We start from the raw sequence: 18073 nt of genomic DNA on the forward strand, positions 1-18073 counted from the left end.
TAAGAGACAGCTCCAGTGGCCCGTGAACAGCCGCTCGACCCTGCAGGACGCCCTCTACCAGTACGACGCCGTCGGCCGGCTGCGCGAGGCCACCCTCCACCGTGACGCGGACGGCACGGAACCCGACATCGGTCAATACATCAGGCTCGGCCCGCTCGGCAACGCGCTCGTCCCCCGGGACCGCCCCCGGGTGCGGGTCGCCGTTCCGCCGCCAGGAGCGGGCGGGCGGGCGCGGAGCCGGACACAGGGGACGCACCGTCCCCCGCGATGCCCGTCCGAGCCCCCGACACCCGCCCCTTCGGAGCGGAGCGGCTCCGCCTCGGCAAGGCCCTCCGACCGCTGCGGCAGCGCTTCCCTGACCCCGGCCGCCGGGAACTCGACCTCGCGCGGACCGTCGCGGCCATGGCCGACACCGGACTTCCCGAGACCGTCACCCGCCCGGCGCGCACCCGCTGGTTGTCCCTCGCCCTCGTCGTCGACGACGGCGTCTCCATGGTCCTCTGGCAGCGCCTCGCCGCCGAGATCAGGGAACTCATGGAACGCGCGGGCGCCTTCCGCGACGTCCGCGTGTACGGACTCGACACGCGCGCCGCCACGCCCGGCTTGCGCACCAGCCCGTACCGGCACCGAGGACGCCCCCGGTCGCCGAGGACACTGTGCGACCCGACCGGGAACACCCTCGTGGTCGTCGTCAGCGACGGCGTCGGCGACGCCTGGTGGGACGGCGGGATGCGCGGGGTGACCGAGCAGTGGGCCCGGTGCGGCCCCACCGCGATCGTCCAGGCCCTGCCCTCCCGGCTCTGGGCGAGCACGGGGATCGCCGCCCGGCCCTGGCGGGTCACCACCCGTCGCCGTGGCGGGCCGACGCACGACTGGCACGTGACCGACCCGGACCTGCCGCCCGACCTCGTCCGCTACGACCCCGTACCCGTCCCGGTCCTCGAACCGACTCCCGCGGCCGTCGCCGACTGGGCCCGGCTCATCGCCGCTCCGGGCGGCACCGCGCTGCTCCCGCTCTGGGACGCCGCCTCGCCCGCCGACCGCCCGGCCGACGCGGCCGCCACCCGCCGGAGCGACGACGCGGGCGCGGTCCTGCGCTTCCGGGAGGCCGCGACCCCCGAGGCGTACCGGCTCGCGGCGCACGTGGCCGCCGTCTCGCCCGTCACACCACCCGTCATGCGCCTCGTGCAGGCGGCCCTCGGATTCCCCACGGACCCCGGACACCTCATGGAGGTGTTCCTGGGCGGCCTGATGCACGAAGTGGGGGCGGACGAGCCCGAACGGCTGCCCCACCACCGGTGCTTCGACTTCTCCGACGAGGCCCGTCGCCTGCTGCTCAGCGCCGTGCCCGCGAAGGAGCTCCTGCGTACCACGGATGCCGTCACCCGGCAGATCGAGGCCGCCGTCGGCCGCGCCCCGGTCTTCCCTGCCTGGGTCGGACACCCGGACGGCACGGCCCGGGTCGGGGATACGGGACGCTCCTTCGGCTGGCTCCGGGACCAACTGATGGCGCGGCTCGGCATCCCGCCCGCGGACGCCGGCCCGCTGCTGTCGGCGGCGGACCGCGACGGCACGCGCCGAGGCCGGGCCGAGGTGCCGTCGCTGTACGAGTACGAGTTCGAGCCGTCCGACGACGAGCCGTCCGACGACGAGCCGGGGGAGACGCCGCCGGCCGGCTGGGTTGCGCTCCTGCCGGAGGACCCGGTGCGGATCGGCCGGTTCCGGCTCTGGGCGCGAAGTGCGAGCGGGTGGCAGCACGTCGTGATGTTCCTGGCCAGGGACGAGGACGACACGCCCGTCATGATCCGGATGGGCTCGGAGCTGCACGTCGCCGATCCGGCGGCCGCGCTGTCCCTCGTCCGTACGGAAGCCGAGTGCCTGCTCAGGATGGCGGGCACGTACGCTCCCTCGCTCGTCGACCTGGGGGCCCACGCCGTCGGTCAGCCGCCCTGGCTCGCGGCGACCTGCGTCCACCGCAGGACGGGCGACGTGTCGTCGGGTCCCGCTCCCAACCTGCGGGCCGTCCTCGACGAGTACGGGGGAACGGTCCCGGAGGAACACTTCCTGCGGATCGGCCTCGGGCTGTCCCAGGCGCTTGCCCGGGCCCACGGGCTCGGCATCGTGCACGGCTCGCTCGCCCCCCGGTCCGTGCTCGTCTCCGACCACGACGTGCGGCTGGTCGGATGGGCGACGGCGACCCTGGACGGCACCGACAGCCCGTACCGCGACGAGCTCCCCACAAACCAGGAGTACCTCAACGCGGACGACGATGGTCCCGCGCTCACTCCCCGGAGCGATGTCCACGCGGCCGGCGCTCTGCTCCTCGCCTTCCTGGCGGGAGAGTGGGGCGACCCGAGGGCCGAGGACATGGAACGGGGCCCACTGGCGACGCCCGGCGTCGATCCGGAGCTCGTCCGGACGCTGTGGCGCTGTCTGCAGCGCGACCCCGCCCTCCGGCCGTCCGCCGCCGACCTGGCCGAGGCGTTCGCCACCGCGTCCGGCGGCGGGGGGGCCGGCCGAGCGCCGGCGGATTCCCTCGTGGCGATCACCGAGGACGTCCACCAGCTGCGCCTGCTCGCCGGCGAGAACCTGAGGGTCTACGGCGTCGAGTTCGGCTGCCTCCTCACGACGTACGCGAACCGGTTGGCATCCCTCGGGCGTCGACAGGAGTCTCTCGACGCCGCGGAGGAAGCCGTACGCGTGTACCGGGAGCTGGTCGTCGCGGAGGGCGAGTCCCACCTCTCCGAGCTGGCCGGCGCCCTCAGCAACCTGTCCGTGGGCCTGGGCGAGGCCGGCAGGGAGAGCTACGCTCTCGCCGCGGTCACCGAAGCGGAGTCCCTGTACCGGGAGTTGACGCGGCAGGACCTCTCCGTCTACGGCTGGGGTCATGCGATGGTCCTGAACAACCTCTCCCACCGCCTGGCCGAGGCGGCACGGGGGGAGGAGGCGCTCCAGGCCGTCGAGGAGGCCGTCGCGATCGACCGGAGGGTGACCGCGCGGGGCCCGTCCGGCCGCGACGACGGCCTCGCGATGAGCCTGACGAACCTCGGGACCCGGCTCGGCGAGCTGGGACGGAGCCACGAAGCGCTGCGGGCCGTCACCGAGGCGGTCCAGGTCTATGACTCCTTGCCGTCCGACCGGGCGCGACGGGTCTGGAGGGACTTCGCGGTGAGCCTCAACAACCTCGCCGTGCTCCTGGGTGATCTGGGACGTCATGACGAAGCCCTCGACGCCCTCGACGAGTGCGCCGCCGTGGCACGCAGGTTCGGCGGCGAACCGTCCGGAGCGGCCGCGGAGGTCCTCGAGCAGGCCGCGCGCGTGCGGGGATGGCTGGAGGAGCTCCGCGAGGAGGCCTCCGCGCGGTAGGCCGCGCAGGGTGGCCGGTGGTGGGCGCAGTCGGCCACGCGAATGAGCTGTGCATGCCAAGACCCCGAACGATCCCGCCGGCGGGTCATGCTCATGCTCGCGCCGACCTGGCTGCTGCCATCGGTGCGCGCGGACACCTGTGCGGCACCGGAGGCCTGCGCCACCTCGAAGTGGCACCGTTCGTGGCTCGGGGCGTGTCCGTCATTCGTTTCGAACGCCGGAGGCCGCAATCTGGGAGGACGGCCGCCAGGTGAGCGCTGCGCGCTCTCTCATGACGTGCGGCATGCAGGCCGTATCACGGGAGCTGGACGCCCTTGCATTCCGGCCGGGACCCTCCGTTCGCTCCGTGTGGAGCGTCGAGCGGACGCCGTCCGCGTCCGTCTCTCGGCAGGCCTTCGGGGACCAGCGTGCACTTCACCGACTTCCTACAGGGGGGCATCCTCGTCGGGCCCGGGACGCCAGGTCCCGGGCCCGACACCCGCCGAGGGGGCGTCTGCTGGTGGTTATGCCTCCTGGAGCTTGCCCACGATCCATTCGCCGAGTTCTCGGGTCATGACCGTGTGGCCTTCGTTGGTGGTGGCGCAGAGGAAGTCGTGAAGATCGCTTTCCTCGGCGTCGACCTTGCTGTAGAGCGCGTTGTGGTCGTCGATGCGGGCCGACGCCACGGCGCTGACGGTGGGGACGAAGGTGGAGGCGTTGTGGGCGAGTTCCGCCGGGACGCCGTTGACCACCCCGGCCAGCATGGCGGCCATGCCGAAGTTGGCGGCGTCTTCCAGGAACGGAGCCTTCGGGAAGAGACCTCCGGGGGCGCCGTCGAGTTCGGGAAAGCCGGTGGTGCGGATCGATACCCGCTCCTGGCCCGGCTTCTCCATCCACGCGACGGTCTGCGATCCCCTGCCCTGCGTGCGGAGCTCGCCGGCCACCTTCGGCCCGTCGGCGATCAAGGCGGTGTCGTCGGCGGGGATGGCGTTGCCATCACCGGTGCCCGTTCCGTTGGCGACACCGAGGAGGCGGGGGATCTGGGGCCAGCTGCCCACCCGCTCCAGGGCGTTCAGGAAGTCGGTCCGCTCCTGGTGCTGGCCGGCGGCGACGTCGAGGGTCGTGTCGGCACCGGTTTCGAGGTGCCAGCGCAGCATCTGGCGAGCGGCGGTGCTGTTGACCAGGTCGGAGTAGAGGCTGAGGAGCGGGTTGGTGTTGCCCCAGTGCTCCTTCACGAAGTGGGCGAAGGCCTGGACTCCGAGAGGCAGCCACGCGCCGCGGTGCGGGGTGTCGTAGGAGAGGTAGGTGGAGGTCTCGTGCTGCTCCCTCTGCCTTTCCATCTTGGCCAGGGCGTAGCGCGTGACCAGTCCTCCCATGCTGAAGCCGCCCACCGTCAGCGGGGCGTTCCCGTCGCGGTCGGCGACCGTCCTCCGGATGCACTCGATCGCGACGCCGGCGTTGTCGAGGATGGACGCGGAGCGGTCGGCGAAGCCCAGGAGGACGACGTCGAAGCCGTTGTCGCGCAGCGTGGAGATGAACGGGTAGTCCCCGTTCTCCAAGCCCGCGTACAGCAGGTGGCCGTTGCTCGCTCCCGAGGCGAAGCCGTCGGCGAGGATCACCGGCCGCTGGACGTGCGTCTGGCCGGGCGAGCTGTGGAAGACCCAGGCAGTTCCGTCGCGGAGCTCCCACTCGGTGTCCCAGGGGGCAGCTTGCGTGGCTGCGGGCTCAGCCCCCGGAGAGGTGCCCCAGATGTTGACGACAGGCTTGGACATGCTTCGACGTCTCCTTGGTATCGCGGCTGATCATGCCGAACACGCCCATCGTTCCGACGCGAACAACCGCACCTCCAACCGAGTGCGGCAAGGTCACTCTTCCGGGGACGGAATGGCCTATAACACTCCCTCTCTCGCGCCTCGCGTACGCGGGGCGCGCCCTCCGGCCGATGCGGCGGTACCGGGAAGCCGAGTCGGGGGGCTCGTCCACCGAGCGGTGACCTGGTTCGGGGTTCCCGGAAGGCAGGAACTCGGCAAGTCTCCGAGCCCCTTCCCGGGTCAGGCGTCGGCAGTTCCTCCGCGGGCGGTCGGCCCGCGACTACGGCGTCGACGAGGGCCTGGTGGTCTCGCTCGTTCTGGTCGGCGTAGGCCTCCGCGAACGTGGCGAGTGCCCGGTCGAAGGAGTCGCCGCTGCCCGGGTACGCGGCGATCGCGATCCGGTCCCCGGACCGCGCGTAGGACGATCGCCCTCGGGCTCGGGTCACGTAGCGGAGCGGACGCCATGATCTGCACACTGATGCTTTCGCGGTGCACGACTGGACCGGGTGGGAGGGGGCAGACGCACACCGGAGGGCGGCGCACGGTACGCCCGTTGGACGTCGACGCCTGCGGAGCCGATCCGTGCCTCCCCTCCCGATCCCGTACCTCGGGCTGAACCGCCCGGGTGACCCGGTCGGCACCAGGCGCGCGGTGCGGCTTCGTGGCAGCGCCCGGCGGCGGGGCGGCACCTCGTCAGCCGGGCCGGCACCCGGGGTCGATGGGCTCCACCGCGGTGAGCACGGCGGCAAGACCCAGCGCACTCGGAAGGAGACGGCGATGTCCCCCGATCCAGGTTCCCGGGCGGCGCCCTCAGCCCCCGGCACGGCGTCCGAGTGCCGGCTGCTGCTGGTGCGGCACGCGAAGGCCGTGCGCAAGGACCAGCAGATCCACGACTTCGACCGTCCTCTGAGCAAGCGAGGAAAGGCCGACGCACCCCGGACGGGCCTCTGGCTCGCGAGCTCCGGTTTCGGGCCCGACTTCGTACTGTGCTCCCCGGCCCGCAGGACGCGGCAGACCTGGCAGCTCGCGGCTTCCGCGCTGAAGGACACGCCCGTCGTGTACGACGAGGGGCTCTACAACGAGCCGCCGAGCACGCTGGTCACCGTCCTGACGGAGCGAGGACGGGGCCTCCGCTCCGTGGCCCTGGTCGGCCACAACCCGGGCATCCACCAGCTGGCCGTCGGCCTGTGCGGGAGCGGCCCGCCCGACCTGCGGGAGCGGGTGCGGGCGGGCTTCCCGACCTCGGGCGTGATCGTGATCGACGTGCACGGCGGCTTGGAGCGGCTGTCCCCGGGCTGCGGGACCGTGGTTGCCTGCTGGTCACCGGCCGACTGACCCCGCGGTTCGTTTCGTAGGGCCGCCTGGCAGGGGTTCGTCTCCGCGGTCCTTCACCCGTTCGGCGGCAACTGCCGTGAGCCGGGTCGACCCGCGGGGCCGCAGGAGGCTGGTCGAGTGGTCGACGCTCAGCCGCTTCTGCTCTTCAGCAGCCGCCCGAGCGGCCAGGTCGTGATCAGTCGGTCCGCGCCCAGGCCGAACCGTGCCGCCCGCGCGTAGCCCGTGCTCTGCCAACGCAGCTGTTCGGGGGCGTGGGCGTCGGTGTCCACGGCGAAGCGACAGCCCGCGGCGGCGGCCTGCGCGAGCAGGTCGTCGGGCGGATCGCGCCGTTCAGGTCGGCAGTTGATCTCCACGGCGGTGCCGGCCTCCGCGCACGCGGCGAACACGGCCTCGGCGTCGAAACGGGACTGCGGCCGCCCCCGACCGGTGATGATCCGTCCCGTGCAGTGGCCGAGGACGTCGACATGCGGGTTGCTCACCGCGGCCAGCAGACGGGCGGTCATCGGCTCGGGCTCCGAGCGGAGCTTGGAGTGCACGGATGCGACGACGACGTCGAGCCGGCCCAGGAGACCCTCGTCCTGGTCGAGCGAGCCGTCCTCGAGAATGTCGCACTCGATGCCGGTCAGCAGTCGGAAATCCGGGCCCAGTCCGGAATTCACGGCGGCCACGGCCTCCAGCTGGCTTTCGAGCCGCTCGGCGCTCAGTCCGTGCGCGATCGTCAGCCGCGGGGAGTGATCGGTCAGTACGGCCCACTGGTGGCCCAGGGCGCGGGCCGCGTCGGCCATGTCCTCGACCGGGCTGCCGCCGTCCGACCAGTCGGAGTGCAGGTGACAGTCCCCGGTGCTCGCGGCCGCGAGGTCCCAGCCGGCCCGGGCGGCCGGGTCGGCCTCGGCCTCCAGGTGGGCGAGGTAGCTCGGTACCGCTCCGGTCGACGCCTGGGCGATCACGTCGGCGGTGACCGGGCCCACTCCACGCAGCCGTCCCGCCCGGGCGGCGTCCACCGGGCCCGGTGGCAGGTCACGGACGGCGTCGGCCGCCGTGTGGAAGGCCCGCACCCGGTACGGGGACGCCCCGCGCCATTCGAGGAGGAAGGCGATCCGGCGCAGAGCCTCGTCCGGATCCATGGCTCCAGTGTCAGCCCGCGGCGGGAAGCGCACACGTCGGGCGCGGGGCCGGACGCCCGACCGCCCGGTGGGGTGGGGTGACGGGGAGGCGGGAACCGGAACACGGGGGCGACGTTCCTGCCTGTCGGCCTGGTCCTGTCCGCGCAGGAGACCGGCGCGACCCGAGGGCCTACGCGGTCGGGGCGGGGGCGGCTCGGTCCGGGACCGGCTGCTCTCGCGCACCGCGACGGGCGTAGTACGGGCCTGCGCGGGTAGCCGCCCGTGCATGGCCGATCGGAAATCTCCTCGTGAAGACCGTGCGCCGAGCCGCGCGACACGCTGTCATGGACCGAGACGGACGGGCGTTCGGCAGGCGAGGACGCGGCTCGGGGCGCAGTCGTCGCCCCTGACGGCGATTCCGGGGCCGAGGCGCGCGAGGAAGGTCCGGGACGATGACCGGTGACGGCTCGTTCGAGCGCGACCGCACGTACATCGGGACCCGGATCACGGCCGACGGGCGGGACGGGTATCCCGTGGAGCCCGGGCGCTACCGTCTGATCATCGCCCGTGCCTGTCCGTGGGCGAACCGGAGTGCGATCGTACGGCGCCTGATGGGCCTGGAGGACGTGCTCTCGATGGGGATCGCCGGGCCCGTGCACGACGAGCGCAGTTGGGTCTTCCACCTCGACCCCGGTGGCCGGGACCCCGTCCTCGGTATCGAGAGACTGCAGGAGGCGTTCCTGCGGCGCGAACCGGGCTATTCGAGGGGCGTCACCGTGCCCGCGATCGTCGACGTCCCCACCGGCCGCGTGGTGACCAACGACTTCGAGCGGATGACGCTCGACCTGGGCAGCGAGTGGGCGGCTCATCAGCGGGACGGCGCCCCGGACCTCTATCCGGAGCGGTGGCGCGACGAGATCGACGACGTGGCCGACAAGGTCTACCGGGACGTCAACGACGGCGTCTACCAGTGTGGTTTCGCCGGCAGCCAGCAGGCGTACGACAAGGCGTACCGAAGGCTGTGGGAACGGCTGGACTGGCTGGAGGAGCGGCTCGGACGCCGGCGCTATCTGGTCGGGGACACGGTCACCGAGGCCGACGTCCGCCTCTTCCCGACCCTCGTGCGCTTCGACGCCGTCTACCACGGCCACTTCAAGTGCAACCGGCAGAAACTGACCGAACTCCCGGCTCTGTGGGCCTACGCGCGGGACCTGTTCCAGACGCCCGGTTTCGGTGACACGATCGACTTCGCGCAGATCAAGGCGCACTACTACGTCGTCCATCACGACATCAATCCGACCGGCATCGTTCCCCGGGGCCCGGACCTCTCGGGCTGGCTGTCGCCGCACGGGCGGGAGGAGCTCGGCGGCCACCCGTTCGGCGACGGCACCCCACCAGGACCGCCGCCCCCGTCGGAGCGCGTGCCGCCGCCCGGCTCGGCTGCTGTCGATGTCTGAATCCAGGACCTGGAAGGGCGGGGTGGCGCTTCGTCCTGCGCCGGAGGCCTCCGCGCGAAGACGACCGACACCGGCGACCGTGTACGAGGCCTTCGCGGCGCCCGGCCGGATCCACGTCAGGTCGCCGGTGTGCCCGACGGTCGGCGGCACCTGTGGAATCGTCCGCTGCTCGCCGCTCGACCGCTCCTCAGACGGGCGGCGTCAGATCGCTCTCGCTGACCGTGTACGTCAGCGGCGGATAGACGAAGTCCGTTTCGGTGTTCTCGCGGCGCCTCAGCCGGTAGAAATCGCGCGCCTGTTCCTCGTCGGCCGACGTGAGACGCCCACCCTGCGGGAGGTATGCCTGTCCGTCGCGAAACCGGACCAGGGTCTTCGACGTCCGAAAGGTCACGCCCAGCCACTGGTTGTCCACCGCCGGGACGGGCCTGTCCAGAACGATCTTGTGCCTGAGTCGCCGATTCGTGTCGAGGGAGAACGCGACGACACCGTGGTGAGCGAGGGGGACCTCGAACTTCTCTCCGGGGGACCCCTTTGGTTCGAAGATCAGCTTCCTCGGCGGGCCCGCCTCGGGATTCCGGTAGCAGGAGAAGACGGCGATGAACGACTCGTCGGCCAGATCGAGCGCCTGGTCGGAATGGCTGCCCATGGTGGTGCAGGCGTTCGTGTAGGTCTCGATGAGAGCGTTGTTGAAGCCGACCGGGAGCGCCGCACGTTCCTGGATCTGCCGGGCCAGCCGCTCGTGCACCGCCCGGAAGCGCTGCGTCGGGCTGCAGTACCGAGTCGTCGTCCGTACGAGCGGCACACCGTCCGCCTCGTCGGCCTTGGTGAGCGTGGCGCCTCGGCGGCCCTTTCCTACGTCCTCGAAGAGAGCCGACGCGGACAGCTCCGCGAAGAGGTTCTCCTCGCCCGGCATGGCGCACGAGAGGATCCCGTCCGAAATCCTAGACGCGGGGGGCACGGTAGTCTCCCGAGTTCATGCTGAAGAGGAACCTGTCGCCGTAGTCGACGAAGGACGAGGTCCTGTTCTCCTCGGCGTAGAGCCCGCGCAGGTCCTCCATCCCGTCCGCTGTGGGTGGCTCCAGCTTCACCAGGTCTCCGGCCGCTTCGAGGAACGTGTGGCCGTTCTTGTGAACGGCCTCGGTGCTCGAACAGCGCACCACGTATCCCAGGCGCGTCGGGAGCAACTCGGCGTCCAGCGTCGAGGGCCGGATCTCGTGCGTGTACAGGCGGTTGGTGGACAGCGGCATGAAGAACACGGAGCCGGGATACAGGGTCACGGTGAACTGCGCGGGGAGCGCGCGTGCCGACCCGTCGCGTTCCTCGTTCTGCTCCTTGAGGCGGAAGTGGAGTCTGGTCAGCCCGCTGGCGCCCTTCACACCGTGGTCGAAGGGGTCTTCGGCCAGGGGCCGCAGTTTGTCGAGCCCGTCGTAGAACGTGCAGAAGGCCATGATGCCGTTGACGGGCATGTCCTTGGTCTTGTCGGCATGGGCCGAGATCCTGGCCTTGGACTGCTTGCGCTCGGCCGTGGCGAGGGTGTTGTGGTAGATCTGGGCGAGAACGTGATTGAGCGGTGCCTGGTCCCGGAAGACGGCGGCGGCCTCGCGGTTCAGGGCGTCGACGATCTCCGTGTCGGTCGCGCGGAAGTTGTCGGTCGGGCCCGAGAGATTCGTGGAGCACCGCAGCAGGCGGAAACGCAGGTCGTCGCCGTCTCGTGTCACCGGCGTCAGGTAGATGCCGCTGCGATGGGCCGTTCCGGGCTTGGTGGACTCCGTCAGGGACTGGAAGGCGTGCTCCGCTCCGATCCGTCCGAAGTGATCGGCGGCGAGGTCGAAGAAGCGGCGGTAGTACACGCCGGCGCCGTGCACGCGGACGGGTACCCGGCCGAGGTCGACGAGGGTCCACGACGCGTCGACGTCCCCGTCGTCACCGTGTGACAGCTCCCGGACGACGAACACCCGCGCTGCCGCACGCAGGTGGCGGCCGCTGATCCGGGACACGTCGCCGCACAGGTAGACGGTCTTCCGCGCGAGGTCGGGCGAACCGGAGGCGAGGTCCTCCGGCGTGATCGTGGACCCGAAGAAGTCCCTGATCACGTCGTGGTCGCGCCACTCCGAAGGTGCGACCAGGATGTTGCTCGCATCCTCGATGCGGGCCTCTGTCAGCTCTGTCGTGTGCGTCACACCATGCCTGCCGTTCGAACTCCGCCATGAACTTCCGGACGGTACTGCGTCGTCCGCGGCGCCCACAACGGGGTTCTGTGTACGGCGACGGCAGGGCGCCCGATCGCGGACCGCGACCGGACGCCCCGCCCTTCGGGGCCTTGGGTTACGGGGTCACGAACTCACGGGGCGTCCACGAGGGTTCGGCCGTCGGTGACGATGCGTGAGGCGGCACCGTTGGCGTAGGCCGACTCCACCCGTGCCTGTTCGGCCGCGTCGGGTATCGCGTTCACGCACGCCGTGCCGGCGCTCGACCCCGACATCAGCTGCGAGCACGGGCCGGGCTTCGTGTCCGGGAGGCCCAGGCTGTGGCCGAGTTCATGGGCGGCGATGCGGGTCTTGTCGTACCCCTGACTCACGGCCTGACTCCCGAGTTCGACACGGACCTGCCTGCCGGGACGGACGGGCCCGAGCGTGGCCTGGGGCCATCCGGTGGTCGCCACGATCACGATCTCCGCCCGGGTGCCCGGCGCGGCCTCGACCAGCTTGACGTTGTCGACGTTCGCGTTCCACGAGGCGACGCCGGCGGCGATGGCCGCCTCCCAGCCTCCGGCCCGGCTGTCGTCGTAACGAAGTGTCACCACTGCCGCCGACGCGCTCGAAGTGGCCGACGGTTCCTCCGTCGTCGTGGGGGATGCGTTCGCCGTCGTGGCCGACGCCGTGGCGAGGACGACGGCGACGCCTACGGTGGCCGTCTTCAGCCATGTGGAGAGCGACATGCTGCTCCTTCACTCGTGGGGGACCCGGAACCCGGCGGAACCGAGAGTGCGGGAGGAGTGGCGCTGGTGCCGGTCGACCTGGGGCGGTCGGATCGCCGATCCTCCGGGGCGTTCCGACGGTATGCTGCCGCCCCCATTAAGTCATGTACCTGACAGGCCAAATTTCATCAACTGGGCATCCTGGAATGTCAGTTGAGTCTCAGGTTGGGTGTGTGGCCGTCACGTGCGGACGGCCGAGGGCCCGAACTCCTCGAGTTCGGGCCCTCGGCCGCGCGGGGGGTCAGACCAGGCGGTTGCCGAAGGGGCCGCCGCCCAGCATGTAGTACGCGCCCAGCTCGTGACGGTAGGCGGGGTCGTCCAGGTGTGTGTCGCGGTGGAACTCGGGAGCGTCCTTGATCTGCTCCTTGGTCCCGTCGACGAAGATCGTCCGCTCGTCCACATCGATGCGGAAGACGGTGCCGGCCGGCAGCAGGACTTCCTTGCCGAAGATCCAGGGGCCGGTGTCCACGACCAGATAGGCGTCATCGACCTCGTCGGAGTGCTTGTCCACCTTCCCGATGCTGCCGTCGGTCGCCTCGACCTTGTAGCCGGTCAGATCGGTCCCGGCCAGGTGGCCCGTGGTCGACTTGTAGCTCCAGATGTGCTCGGTCACGCGAAAACAACTCCTCCGGTAGGCAGAGGACGGCGTGCGGTTCCCCGCCGTCCTCCCTCTCCGTGCTTCGTGCTTCGTGCTTCGTACGCGGCGCGTGGCGTGCTCGCCTGTACTCCGCCTGCCCCGGCCTCGGCCGCCCATGCCCTCGATCTCCCATGGGGGTCACTTCCGCCGTTTCAGCGGGTGTGCCACCCGGGGCAGCTCGTCGTGGAACAGGCGGCCGGCCAGCGCGCCGCCGAACACGACCACGCCCACCGCGACGAGCCAGGTCTGGATGACCAGGAACGCTCCGAAGGGCCCGTAGCTGACGGCGCTCGACGCGATCAACGGAGAGAAGACGAGCCGGGAGAACACCCTGAGCCCCAGCAGCCCGAGCACGGTGGCCACCGCACCGGGCAGCAGGGCCGTCCACGCGACCCTGCCGCCGAGCAGGAGGCGCTGCGACCACCAGACGAACAGGATGCCGCTCAGCATCGTGACCACGCCCGCGGCCGGACCCTGTCGCCAGAAGGCGGCGACGGCGAACAGATAGAGGACCCCCAGGAGGACGGCCAGCCACAGCACATGCCGCCATCGGGCCCGCCAGCGGGCCGGGGGCAGTTCCCAGACCTTCTCGTAGCCGCTCTGCACCACGGTCCCGAACGAGAGCCCGAACACGGCGAGCAGGGCGAGGCCGAAGGCCGTCGTGGTGCGCCGTACCTGGCCCGGCAGCGCGAACAGCTGCTCGATCTCCAGCCGGGCGGGCGCCGAGACCCCGAGTCCGTCGCCGAGCCACTGCGCGAACCCCTTGCCGCTGCCCGCCCCGGCCGCGGACACGACGATGAGCAGCGGTATCAGGGTGAGGAATCCGAGCGCCGCGAACCCCAGCGAACGCTGCCACAGTTCGAGCCCGGTGACCGGCCCCCACCGGTGCCCGGCGCGCAGTCGGCGGATGACGCTTCGTATCCGCTCGAACGGAGACCGACGCCCAGCGGGCCGGGCGGTCATCAGCCGTCCGGCGCCCGAGCCGCGTCCGGCATCGCCGGCCCACCTTCGGCGCTCGGAAAGTCGAGCATGGCTCGCTCCAGGGATTCGCTGCTCTCTCCACGGTAGGACCAGGACGGGTTCGGTCACCACCGCGCGGCCGGCGGCAGGGCCCGGGCCGGGCTCAGCGCCCACGCGGCCGGCGGCAGGGCCGGGCTCAGCCCCAGGTCTGGCCGGCCGCTCACACGCCGACGCGGAGGACGTGGTTCAGGAGGCCTGGCTGCGTCTCTCCCGCCAGGACACCGGCACCATCGACAACCTCGGGGGCTGGCTGACCACCGTGGTCGGCCGCATCAGCCTCGATGTCCTGCGGTCGGGACGGGCCCGCCCGCACGTCGCGCTCGACGACCAGCTGCCCGAACACACCGTGACCCTCGACGAAGAGCCCACTCCGCACGACCTCGTGGAACTCGGGGACTCCGTCGGTCTTGCGCTCCGCACGGTCCTCGACGCGCTGCGCCCGGACGAACGGCTGGCGTTCGTACTCCACGACGTGTTCGCCGTACCCCACGGGGAGATAGGCACGATCCTCGGCAGGTCCGCCGACGCGACGAAGATGCTCACCAGCCGCGCCCGCAGGAAAGTGCAGGGCGCTCAGCGGCCGGTGAACGCCGCACGAGAGCAACGAGAGGTGGTCCAAGCCTTTCTGGCCGCGGCCGGCGAGGGCCGTTTCGATCGACTGCTGCACGTACTCCACCCCGAGGTGAAGTTCACCGTTCACGCCCCGGGCGGCGGTCGGTTCGTCACGCTCGGGGCGACCGAGGTGGCCACCCGCGCGCGCGTGGCCGCCGCCGCGGCACGAGGACACGCGGCGACCGTCGACGGCCGCCCCGGTGTCATCGCCTGGAGCGAGGACGGCACCCCGCTCTCCCTCCTCGCCTTCGTGGTCACCGACGGCCGCATCACCGAGATCACCGCGGTGATCGACCCGGACGAACTGGCGCTCATGAACCTGCCGGCGCCGGTGTGACTCCGTACCGGCTGGTCACCTCGGCCGGGGATCCAGGCCGGTTCGTCGACGCCAGGAGGACCGTCGTCACCAGTAGTGCCGTCGGCCTCCCACGCCATGCCCGACGGCTCCGAGGATCCACAGGATGGCGCCGATGACGACCAGCACGACCCCGATGGTCCACAGAATCGAAATGCCGGCGATGAGACCGATGATGAGCAGAATGACTCCGAGAAGGATCATGGTGTGCCTCGCTCTCTGAGGTGAGCCGCGTGCGCGTGGGTAACGGGCCGCGGGCGGCTCGGCGGGCCCTTCGCCGGGAGGTGCTCGTTCTCCTGCGACACCGTTCGCTGTATCGCGGTTAGCCGTTTTCGTGCCCCGTAAACATGGCAGGAGCCCGGTCACCGCTCCCTATCGCCCGGTGCCTCCGGGGCCGGCCTGGTCCCCGTCGGAGAGGAGTTCGTCGAAGAGGGCTCGATAGTGGACCATCGCTCCGCGCAGCTGCTCGGTGGTGGCCCGGTGCGTGGCGGCGAGCAGGCCGATCTCGTGGGCCTCGCGGTAGCGCTCCAGGGCGTGGCCGTGTTCCGCGGACAGGTCGAGCGTGCGCTGCTCGAAGTCCTCCGTGGGGTAACCGCGCTCCCGCATGAGTACGGTCACCAGCCGGTCCGCGTCGTGGACCGCCGCCTCCGGCCGGTCGACGAACTGCTCCTGCACGCCTTGCCACTCCCGCAGGTAGCGATCCCGTACGTGGTCCGGCAGGGGGTGGGTGTCGGGAGAGTCGTGCCGTTTATCCGGGCTGGAGGGCTCCCGCGGCCGGTGCCGACGGTCCAGCGCGAACGCCGACACGATCAGGACGACCAGCACCGCGGCCGGAATGGCAATGGCCAGAATCGTTCCAGTGGACATGGCCCACACCCCCTTCGCTGCGACGGGTGCCCTCTCGGGCGGCTGCCCGGAGGGAGTACGCCGAAACCGCCGCGTACCGCTCCCGGCCCCCCTCCCGTAGTCCGTACCGCCATCGTCGGGAAGGGCTTCCCGACCGGGCGGGGGCCGGTCCTCCGGCGTCCCGCGCGCCGCTGCGGAACGGTTGTCGGATACTTGTTCCTGTCCACCACCCCTCGCCTCCTCTCGTCCACAGAGGGCCGGGGCAGAGGGGGGACCGACGTATGGCAGGAGGGTTCATGCTCATCAGCCATGTCTTCGAGGATCGCGTCCTGCACGTGACCCTCCTGCGCGACCTCGATGTCACCGGCCGTGCGGCGGTCATCCTGCACATCGAGGCGCTCCTCGCCGCCCATGGTCCGCGGCATGTACGGATACAGCTGCCCACCCATGACCCCTCCCCGGCCTCGCTCAGCGTGCTCGCCCGCGCCCGCCGCCTGTGCGAAGGCCTGGGGACCCCGCTGACGGTCGTCGGCCCCGTCCGGATCGCCCCGCGCTCGCGGCCCGCGGCGGCGTAGCACCACCGACCCAGGTCCGACCCACAGACGGCTGAGACCCCCTTCACGGGTTGCGACCGCCGTCACCGGTGCGCCGGAGGACGGGGCGCAGCGCGTCGATGACACTCGCGTCGTCGACGGTGGACGGGAGGGGTTCGTCACGGCCGTCGGCGATCCCGCGCATCGTCCTGCGAAGGATCTTTCCCGAGCGCGTCTTGGGCAGCGCGGCCACGACCGCCACGTCCTTGAGGGAGGCGACGGCCCCGATGCGGTCGCGTACGAGCTGGACGAGTTCGGCCTCGACCTCGCCCGGTTCGCGGGCAGTGCCGGCCTTCAGGACGACGAAGCCCCGCGGCACCTGTCCCTTGAGTTGGTCGGCGACGCCGATGACCGCGCACTCGGCGACGTCGGGGTGGGCTGCCAGGGCCTCCTCCATGCTGCCCGTGGACAGCCGGTGTCCGGCGACGTTGATGACGTCGTCGGTGCGGCCCATGACGAAGACGTAGCCGTCGTCGTCGATGTGCCCGCTGTCTCCCGTCAGGTAGTAGCCGTCGTAGGCGGCCAGATAGGAGGCGATGTAGCGTTCGTCGTCGTTCCAGAGGGTGGGGAGCGCTCCCGGCGGCAGGGGCAGTCCGACCACGATCGCGCCGTCGACGCCCGCCGGGGCCGGCTCGCCCGAGGGGTCGAGGACACGGACGTCCCAGCCGGGCAGCGGGCGCGTGGGGGAGCCGGGCCTGATGGGGGCGGCTTCGATCCCGACCGGGTTGGCGACGATGGGCCAGCCGGTCTCGGTCTGCCACCAGTGGTCGATCACGGGGACGTCCAGGAGAGCACTCGCCCAGCGATAGGTCTCGGGGTCGAGGCGCTCGCCGGCGAGGAAGAGGTAGCGCAGGGCGGAGAGGTCGTGGTCCGCCGCGAGCGTTCCCTCCGGGTCCTCCTTGCGGATGGCCCGGAAGGCCGTGGGCGCCGTGAACATGGTCTTGACGCCGTACTCGGCCGCGACGCGCCAGAACTGACCCGCGTCCGGCGTTCCGACCGGCTTGCCCTCGTACAGGACGGTCGTGGCGCCGACCAGCAGGGGCCCGTAGACGATGTACGAATGTCCGACGACCCAGCCGACGTCGGATCCGGTGAACATCGTCTCGCCCGGGCCGATGTCGTACACGGCGCCCATCGACCAGTGCAGGGCGACCGCGTAGCCGCCGCAGTCACGCACCACACCCTTGGGCTTTCCGGTGGTTCCGGAGGTGTAGAGGATGTAGAGGGGGTCGTTCGCGGATACGGGAACGCACTCGGCCGGCGATGACGCGGCCACCAGGCCGGCCCAGTCGAGGTCGTGGGGCCCCAGCTCGGCCGGTGCCTGTGGCCGTTGCAGGATCACGCTCTTCTCGGGTTTGTGGGCGGCGAGTTCGATCGCCTCGTCGAGGAGCGGCTTGTACGCGATGACACGCTTGCCCTCGATGCCGCAGGAGGCGGAGACGACCACCTTGGGCGTGGCGTCGTCGATGCGGAGGGCGAGCTCGCGCGGGGCGAACCCGCCGAAGACGACCGAGTGGACCGCGCCGACGCGCGCGCAGGCCAGCATCGCGACGGCGGCCTCCGGAACCATCGGCATGTAGATCACCACCCGGTCGCCACGCCCCACGCCGAGCCGGGCGAGCGCCCCGGCGAAAACCGCGACCTCGTCCCTCAGCCGGGCGTAGCTGTAGATACGCCGGGTGCCGGTGACGGGGGAGTCGTAGACGAGCGCGGGCTGGTCGCCCCGGCCGGCTTCGACGTGCCGGTCGAGCGCGTTGAAGCAGACGTTGAGCCGCCCGTCCGGGAACCAGCGGTAGAAGGGGGCGCCCGAGGAGTCCAGGGCGCGTCGCGGCACGACATCCCAGTCGATGCCCTCGGCGGCGCCGAGCCAGAAGGACTCGGGGTCTTCCGTACTGGCGCGGAAGACATCCTCGTACGTTCCCATCGCGGACTCCTTTGTCGCGTCGGGGTTCCGACGCCGTGGCGTCGGAACCCCGACGCGA

At 71.4% G+C, this 18073-nt stretch carries 14 protein-coding genes and 3 pseudogenes; 6 read left to right on the plus strand and 11 right to left on the minus strand.

Annotated elements, in window-relative coordinates; all coding sequences use genetic code 11:
* Positions 1-193 (plus strand): annotated as a pseudogene (locus tag AOK00_RS40025) (MoxR family ATPase); the annotation flags it as partial.
* Positions 136-3366, plus strand: coding sequence for a tetratricopeptide repeat-containing protein kinase family protein (locus AOK00_RS06235; RefSeq protein ID WP_301554187.1), 3231 nt, complete (start codon positions 136-138; stop codon positions 3364-3366). The pseudogene AOK00_RS40025 and the gene AOK00_RS06235, both read left to right, overlap by 58 nt.
* A gap of 503 nt (positions 3367-3869) precedes the next feature.
* Here the strand turns inward: AOK00_RS06235 and AOK00_RS06240 are convergent.
* On the minus strand, positions 3870-5117 hold the full coding sequence (locus tag AOK00_RS06240; protein WP_055599309.1) for an esterase/lipase family protein: 1248 nt from the start codon (positions 5115-5117) through the stop codon (positions 3870-3872).
* 296 nt (positions 5118-5413) lie between these two features.
* Positions 5414-5578: pseudogene (locus AOK00_RS38095) on the minus strand (DUF2252 family protein); the annotation flags it as partial.
* Between the two features lie 355 nt (positions 5579-5933).
* Here AOK00_RS38095 and AOK00_RS06245 point away from each other — a divergent pair.
* Positions 5934-6491 carry a SixA phosphatase family protein gene (locus AOK00_RS06245; protein ID WP_055599310.1) on the plus strand — a complete coding sequence of 186 codons (558 nt, stop codon included), beginning with the start codon at positions 5934-5936 and terminating at the stop codon, positions 6489-6491.
* A gap of 128 nt (positions 6492-6619) precedes the next feature.
* On the opposite strand, the gene AOK00_RS06250 is transcribed toward AOK00_RS06245, so the two are convergent.
* Positions 6620-7615, minus strand: coding sequence for a PHP domain-containing protein (locus AOK00_RS06250; RefSeq protein ID WP_055599311.1), 996 nt, complete (start codon positions 7613-7615; stop codon positions 6620-6622).
* 431 nt (positions 7616-8046) lie between these two features.
* Here AOK00_RS06250 and AOK00_RS06255 point away from each other — a divergent pair, with 431 nt between their 5' ends.
* Complete coding sequence (locus tag AOK00_RS06255; RefSeq protein WP_055599312.1) at positions 8047-9051, plus strand: glutathione S-transferase family protein; 1005 nt, start codon at positions 8047-8049, stop codon at positions 9049-9051.
* A 187-nt stretch (positions 9052-9238) separates the two neighbouring features.
* Here the strand turns inward: AOK00_RS06255 and AOK00_RS06260 are convergent, their stop codons facing one another.
* From AOK00_RS06260 to AOK00_RS06280, 5 genes are all read right to left on the minus strand, one after another.
* Positions 9239-10009 (minus strand): hypothetical protein, encoded by a 771-nt coding sequence (locus AOK00_RS06260; RefSeq protein WP_173861512.1) that lies wholly within the window; start codon positions 10007-10009, stop codon positions 9239-9241.
* Positions 9993-11231: a hypothetical protein gene (locus AOK00_RS06265; RefSeq protein WP_055599314.1), complete on the minus strand. Its 1239-nt coding sequence runs from the start codon at positions 11229-11231 to the stop codon at positions 9993-9995. Before AOK00_RS06265 ends, AOK00_RS06260 begins: the two co-directional genes overlap by 17 nt.
* A 161-nt stretch (positions 11232-11392) precedes the next feature.
* Positions 11393-11989, minus strand: a complete 597-nt coding sequence (locus AOK00_RS06270) for a snapalysin family zinc-dependent metalloprotease (protein WP_055599315.1) — start codon at positions 11987-11989, stop codon at positions 11393-11395.
* A 280-nt stretch (positions 11990-12269) separates the two neighbouring features.
* Positions 12270-12641, minus strand: a complete 372-nt coding sequence (locus AOK00_RS06275) for a PRC-barrel domain-containing protein (protein ID WP_055599316.1) — start codon at positions 12639-12641, stop codon at positions 12270-12272.
* A 162-nt stretch (positions 12642-12803) separates the two neighbouring features.
* The gene (locus tag AOK00_RS06280; protein ID WP_055599317.1) at positions 12804-13628 is read right to left on the minus strand and encodes a YhjD/YihY/BrkB family envelope integrity protein; all 825 of its coding nucleotides are present in this window, start codon (positions 13626-13628) and stop codon (positions 12804-12806) included.
* Positions 13629-13845: 217 nt separating this feature from the next.
* Here AOK00_RS06280 and AOK00_RS06290 point away from each other — a divergent pair.
* A pseudogene (locus AOK00_RS06290) lies at positions 13846-14634 on the plus strand (sigma factor-like helix-turn-helix DNA-binding protein); the annotation flags it as partial.
* Positions 14635-14700: 66 nt separating this feature from the next.
* Here the strand turns inward: AOK00_RS06290 and AOK00_RS39385 are convergent.
* The gene (locus tag AOK00_RS39385) at positions 14701-14856 is read right to left on the minus strand and encodes a DUF6131 family protein (protein WP_173861513.1); all 156 of its coding nucleotides are present in this window, start codon (positions 14854-14856) and stop codon (positions 14701-14703) included.
* Between the two features lie 168 nt (positions 14857-15024).
* Positions 15025-15519: a hypothetical protein gene (locus AOK00_RS06295; protein WP_055599319.1), complete on the minus strand. Its 495-nt coding sequence runs from the start codon at positions 15517-15519 to the stop codon at positions 15025-15027.
* A 275-nt stretch (positions 15520-15794) separates the two neighbouring features.
* Here AOK00_RS06295 and AOK00_RS06300 point away from each other — a divergent pair, with 275 nt between their 5' ends.
* A complete protein-coding gene (locus AOK00_RS06300) occupies positions 15795-16073 on the plus strand; it encodes a hypothetical protein (RefSeq protein ID WP_055599320.1) in 279 nt (92 codons plus the stop codon).
* Between the two features lie 43 nt (positions 16074-16116).
* Here AOK00_RS06300 and AOK00_RS06305 read toward each other — a convergent pair whose 3' ends face one another.
* Positions 16117-18015, minus strand: a complete 1899-nt coding sequence (locus AOK00_RS06305) for a propionyl-CoA synthetase (protein WP_055599321.1) — start codon at positions 18013-18015, stop codon at positions 16117-16119.
* Between the last annotated feature and the right edge of the window lie 58 nt (positions 18016-18073).

The sequence above is a fragment of the Streptomyces aureus genome (assembly GCF_001418135.1).
GTDB lineage: Bacteria > Actinomycetota > Actinomycetes > Streptomycetales > Streptomycetaceae > Streptomyces > Streptomyces aureus_A.

Excerpts from the sequence above, each read along its gene's own strand:
- AOK00_RS39385 (WP_173861513.1), bottom strand. The coding sequence starts at position 14,856 with ATGATCCTTCTCGGAGTCATTCTGCTCATCATCGGTCTCATCGCCGGC.
- AOK00_RS06255 (WP_055599312.1), top strand. The coding sequence starts at position 8,047 with ATGACCGGTGACGGCTCGTTCGAGCGCGACCGCACGTACATCGGGACC.
- AOK00_RS06270 (WP_055599315.1), bottom strand. The coding sequence starts at position 11,989 with ATGTCGCTCTCCACATGGCTGAAGACGGCCACCGTAGGCGTCGCCGTC.
- AOK00_RS06305 (WP_055599321.1), bottom strand. The coding sequence starts at position 18,015 with ATGGGAACGTACGAGGATGTCTTCCGCGCCAGTACGGAAGACCCCGAG.
- AOK00_RS06280 (WP_055599317.1), bottom strand. The coding sequence starts at position 13,628 with ATGACCGCCCGGCCCGCTGGGCGTCGGTCTCCGTTCGAGCGGATACGA.
- AOK00_RS06245 (WP_055599310.1), top strand. The coding sequence starts at position 5,934 with ATGTCCCCCGATCCAGGTTCCCGGGCGGCGCCCTCAGCCCCCGGCACG.
- AOK00_RS06300 (WP_055599320.1), top strand. The coding sequence starts at position 15,795 with ATGCTCATCAGCCATGTCTTCGAGGATCGCGTCCTGCACGTGACCCTC.
- AOK00_RS06295 (WP_055599319.1), bottom strand. The coding sequence starts at position 15,519 with ATGTCCACTGGAACGATTCTGGCCATTGCCATTCCGGCCGCGGTGCTG.
- AOK00_RS06240 (WP_055599309.1), bottom strand. The coding sequence starts at position 5,117 with ATGTCCAAGCCTGTCGTCAACATCTGGGGCACCTCTCCGGGGGCTGAG.
- AOK00_RS06250 (WP_055599311.1), bottom strand. The coding sequence starts at position 7,615 with ATGGATCCGGACGAGGCTCTGCGCCGGATCGCCTTCCTCCTCGAATGG.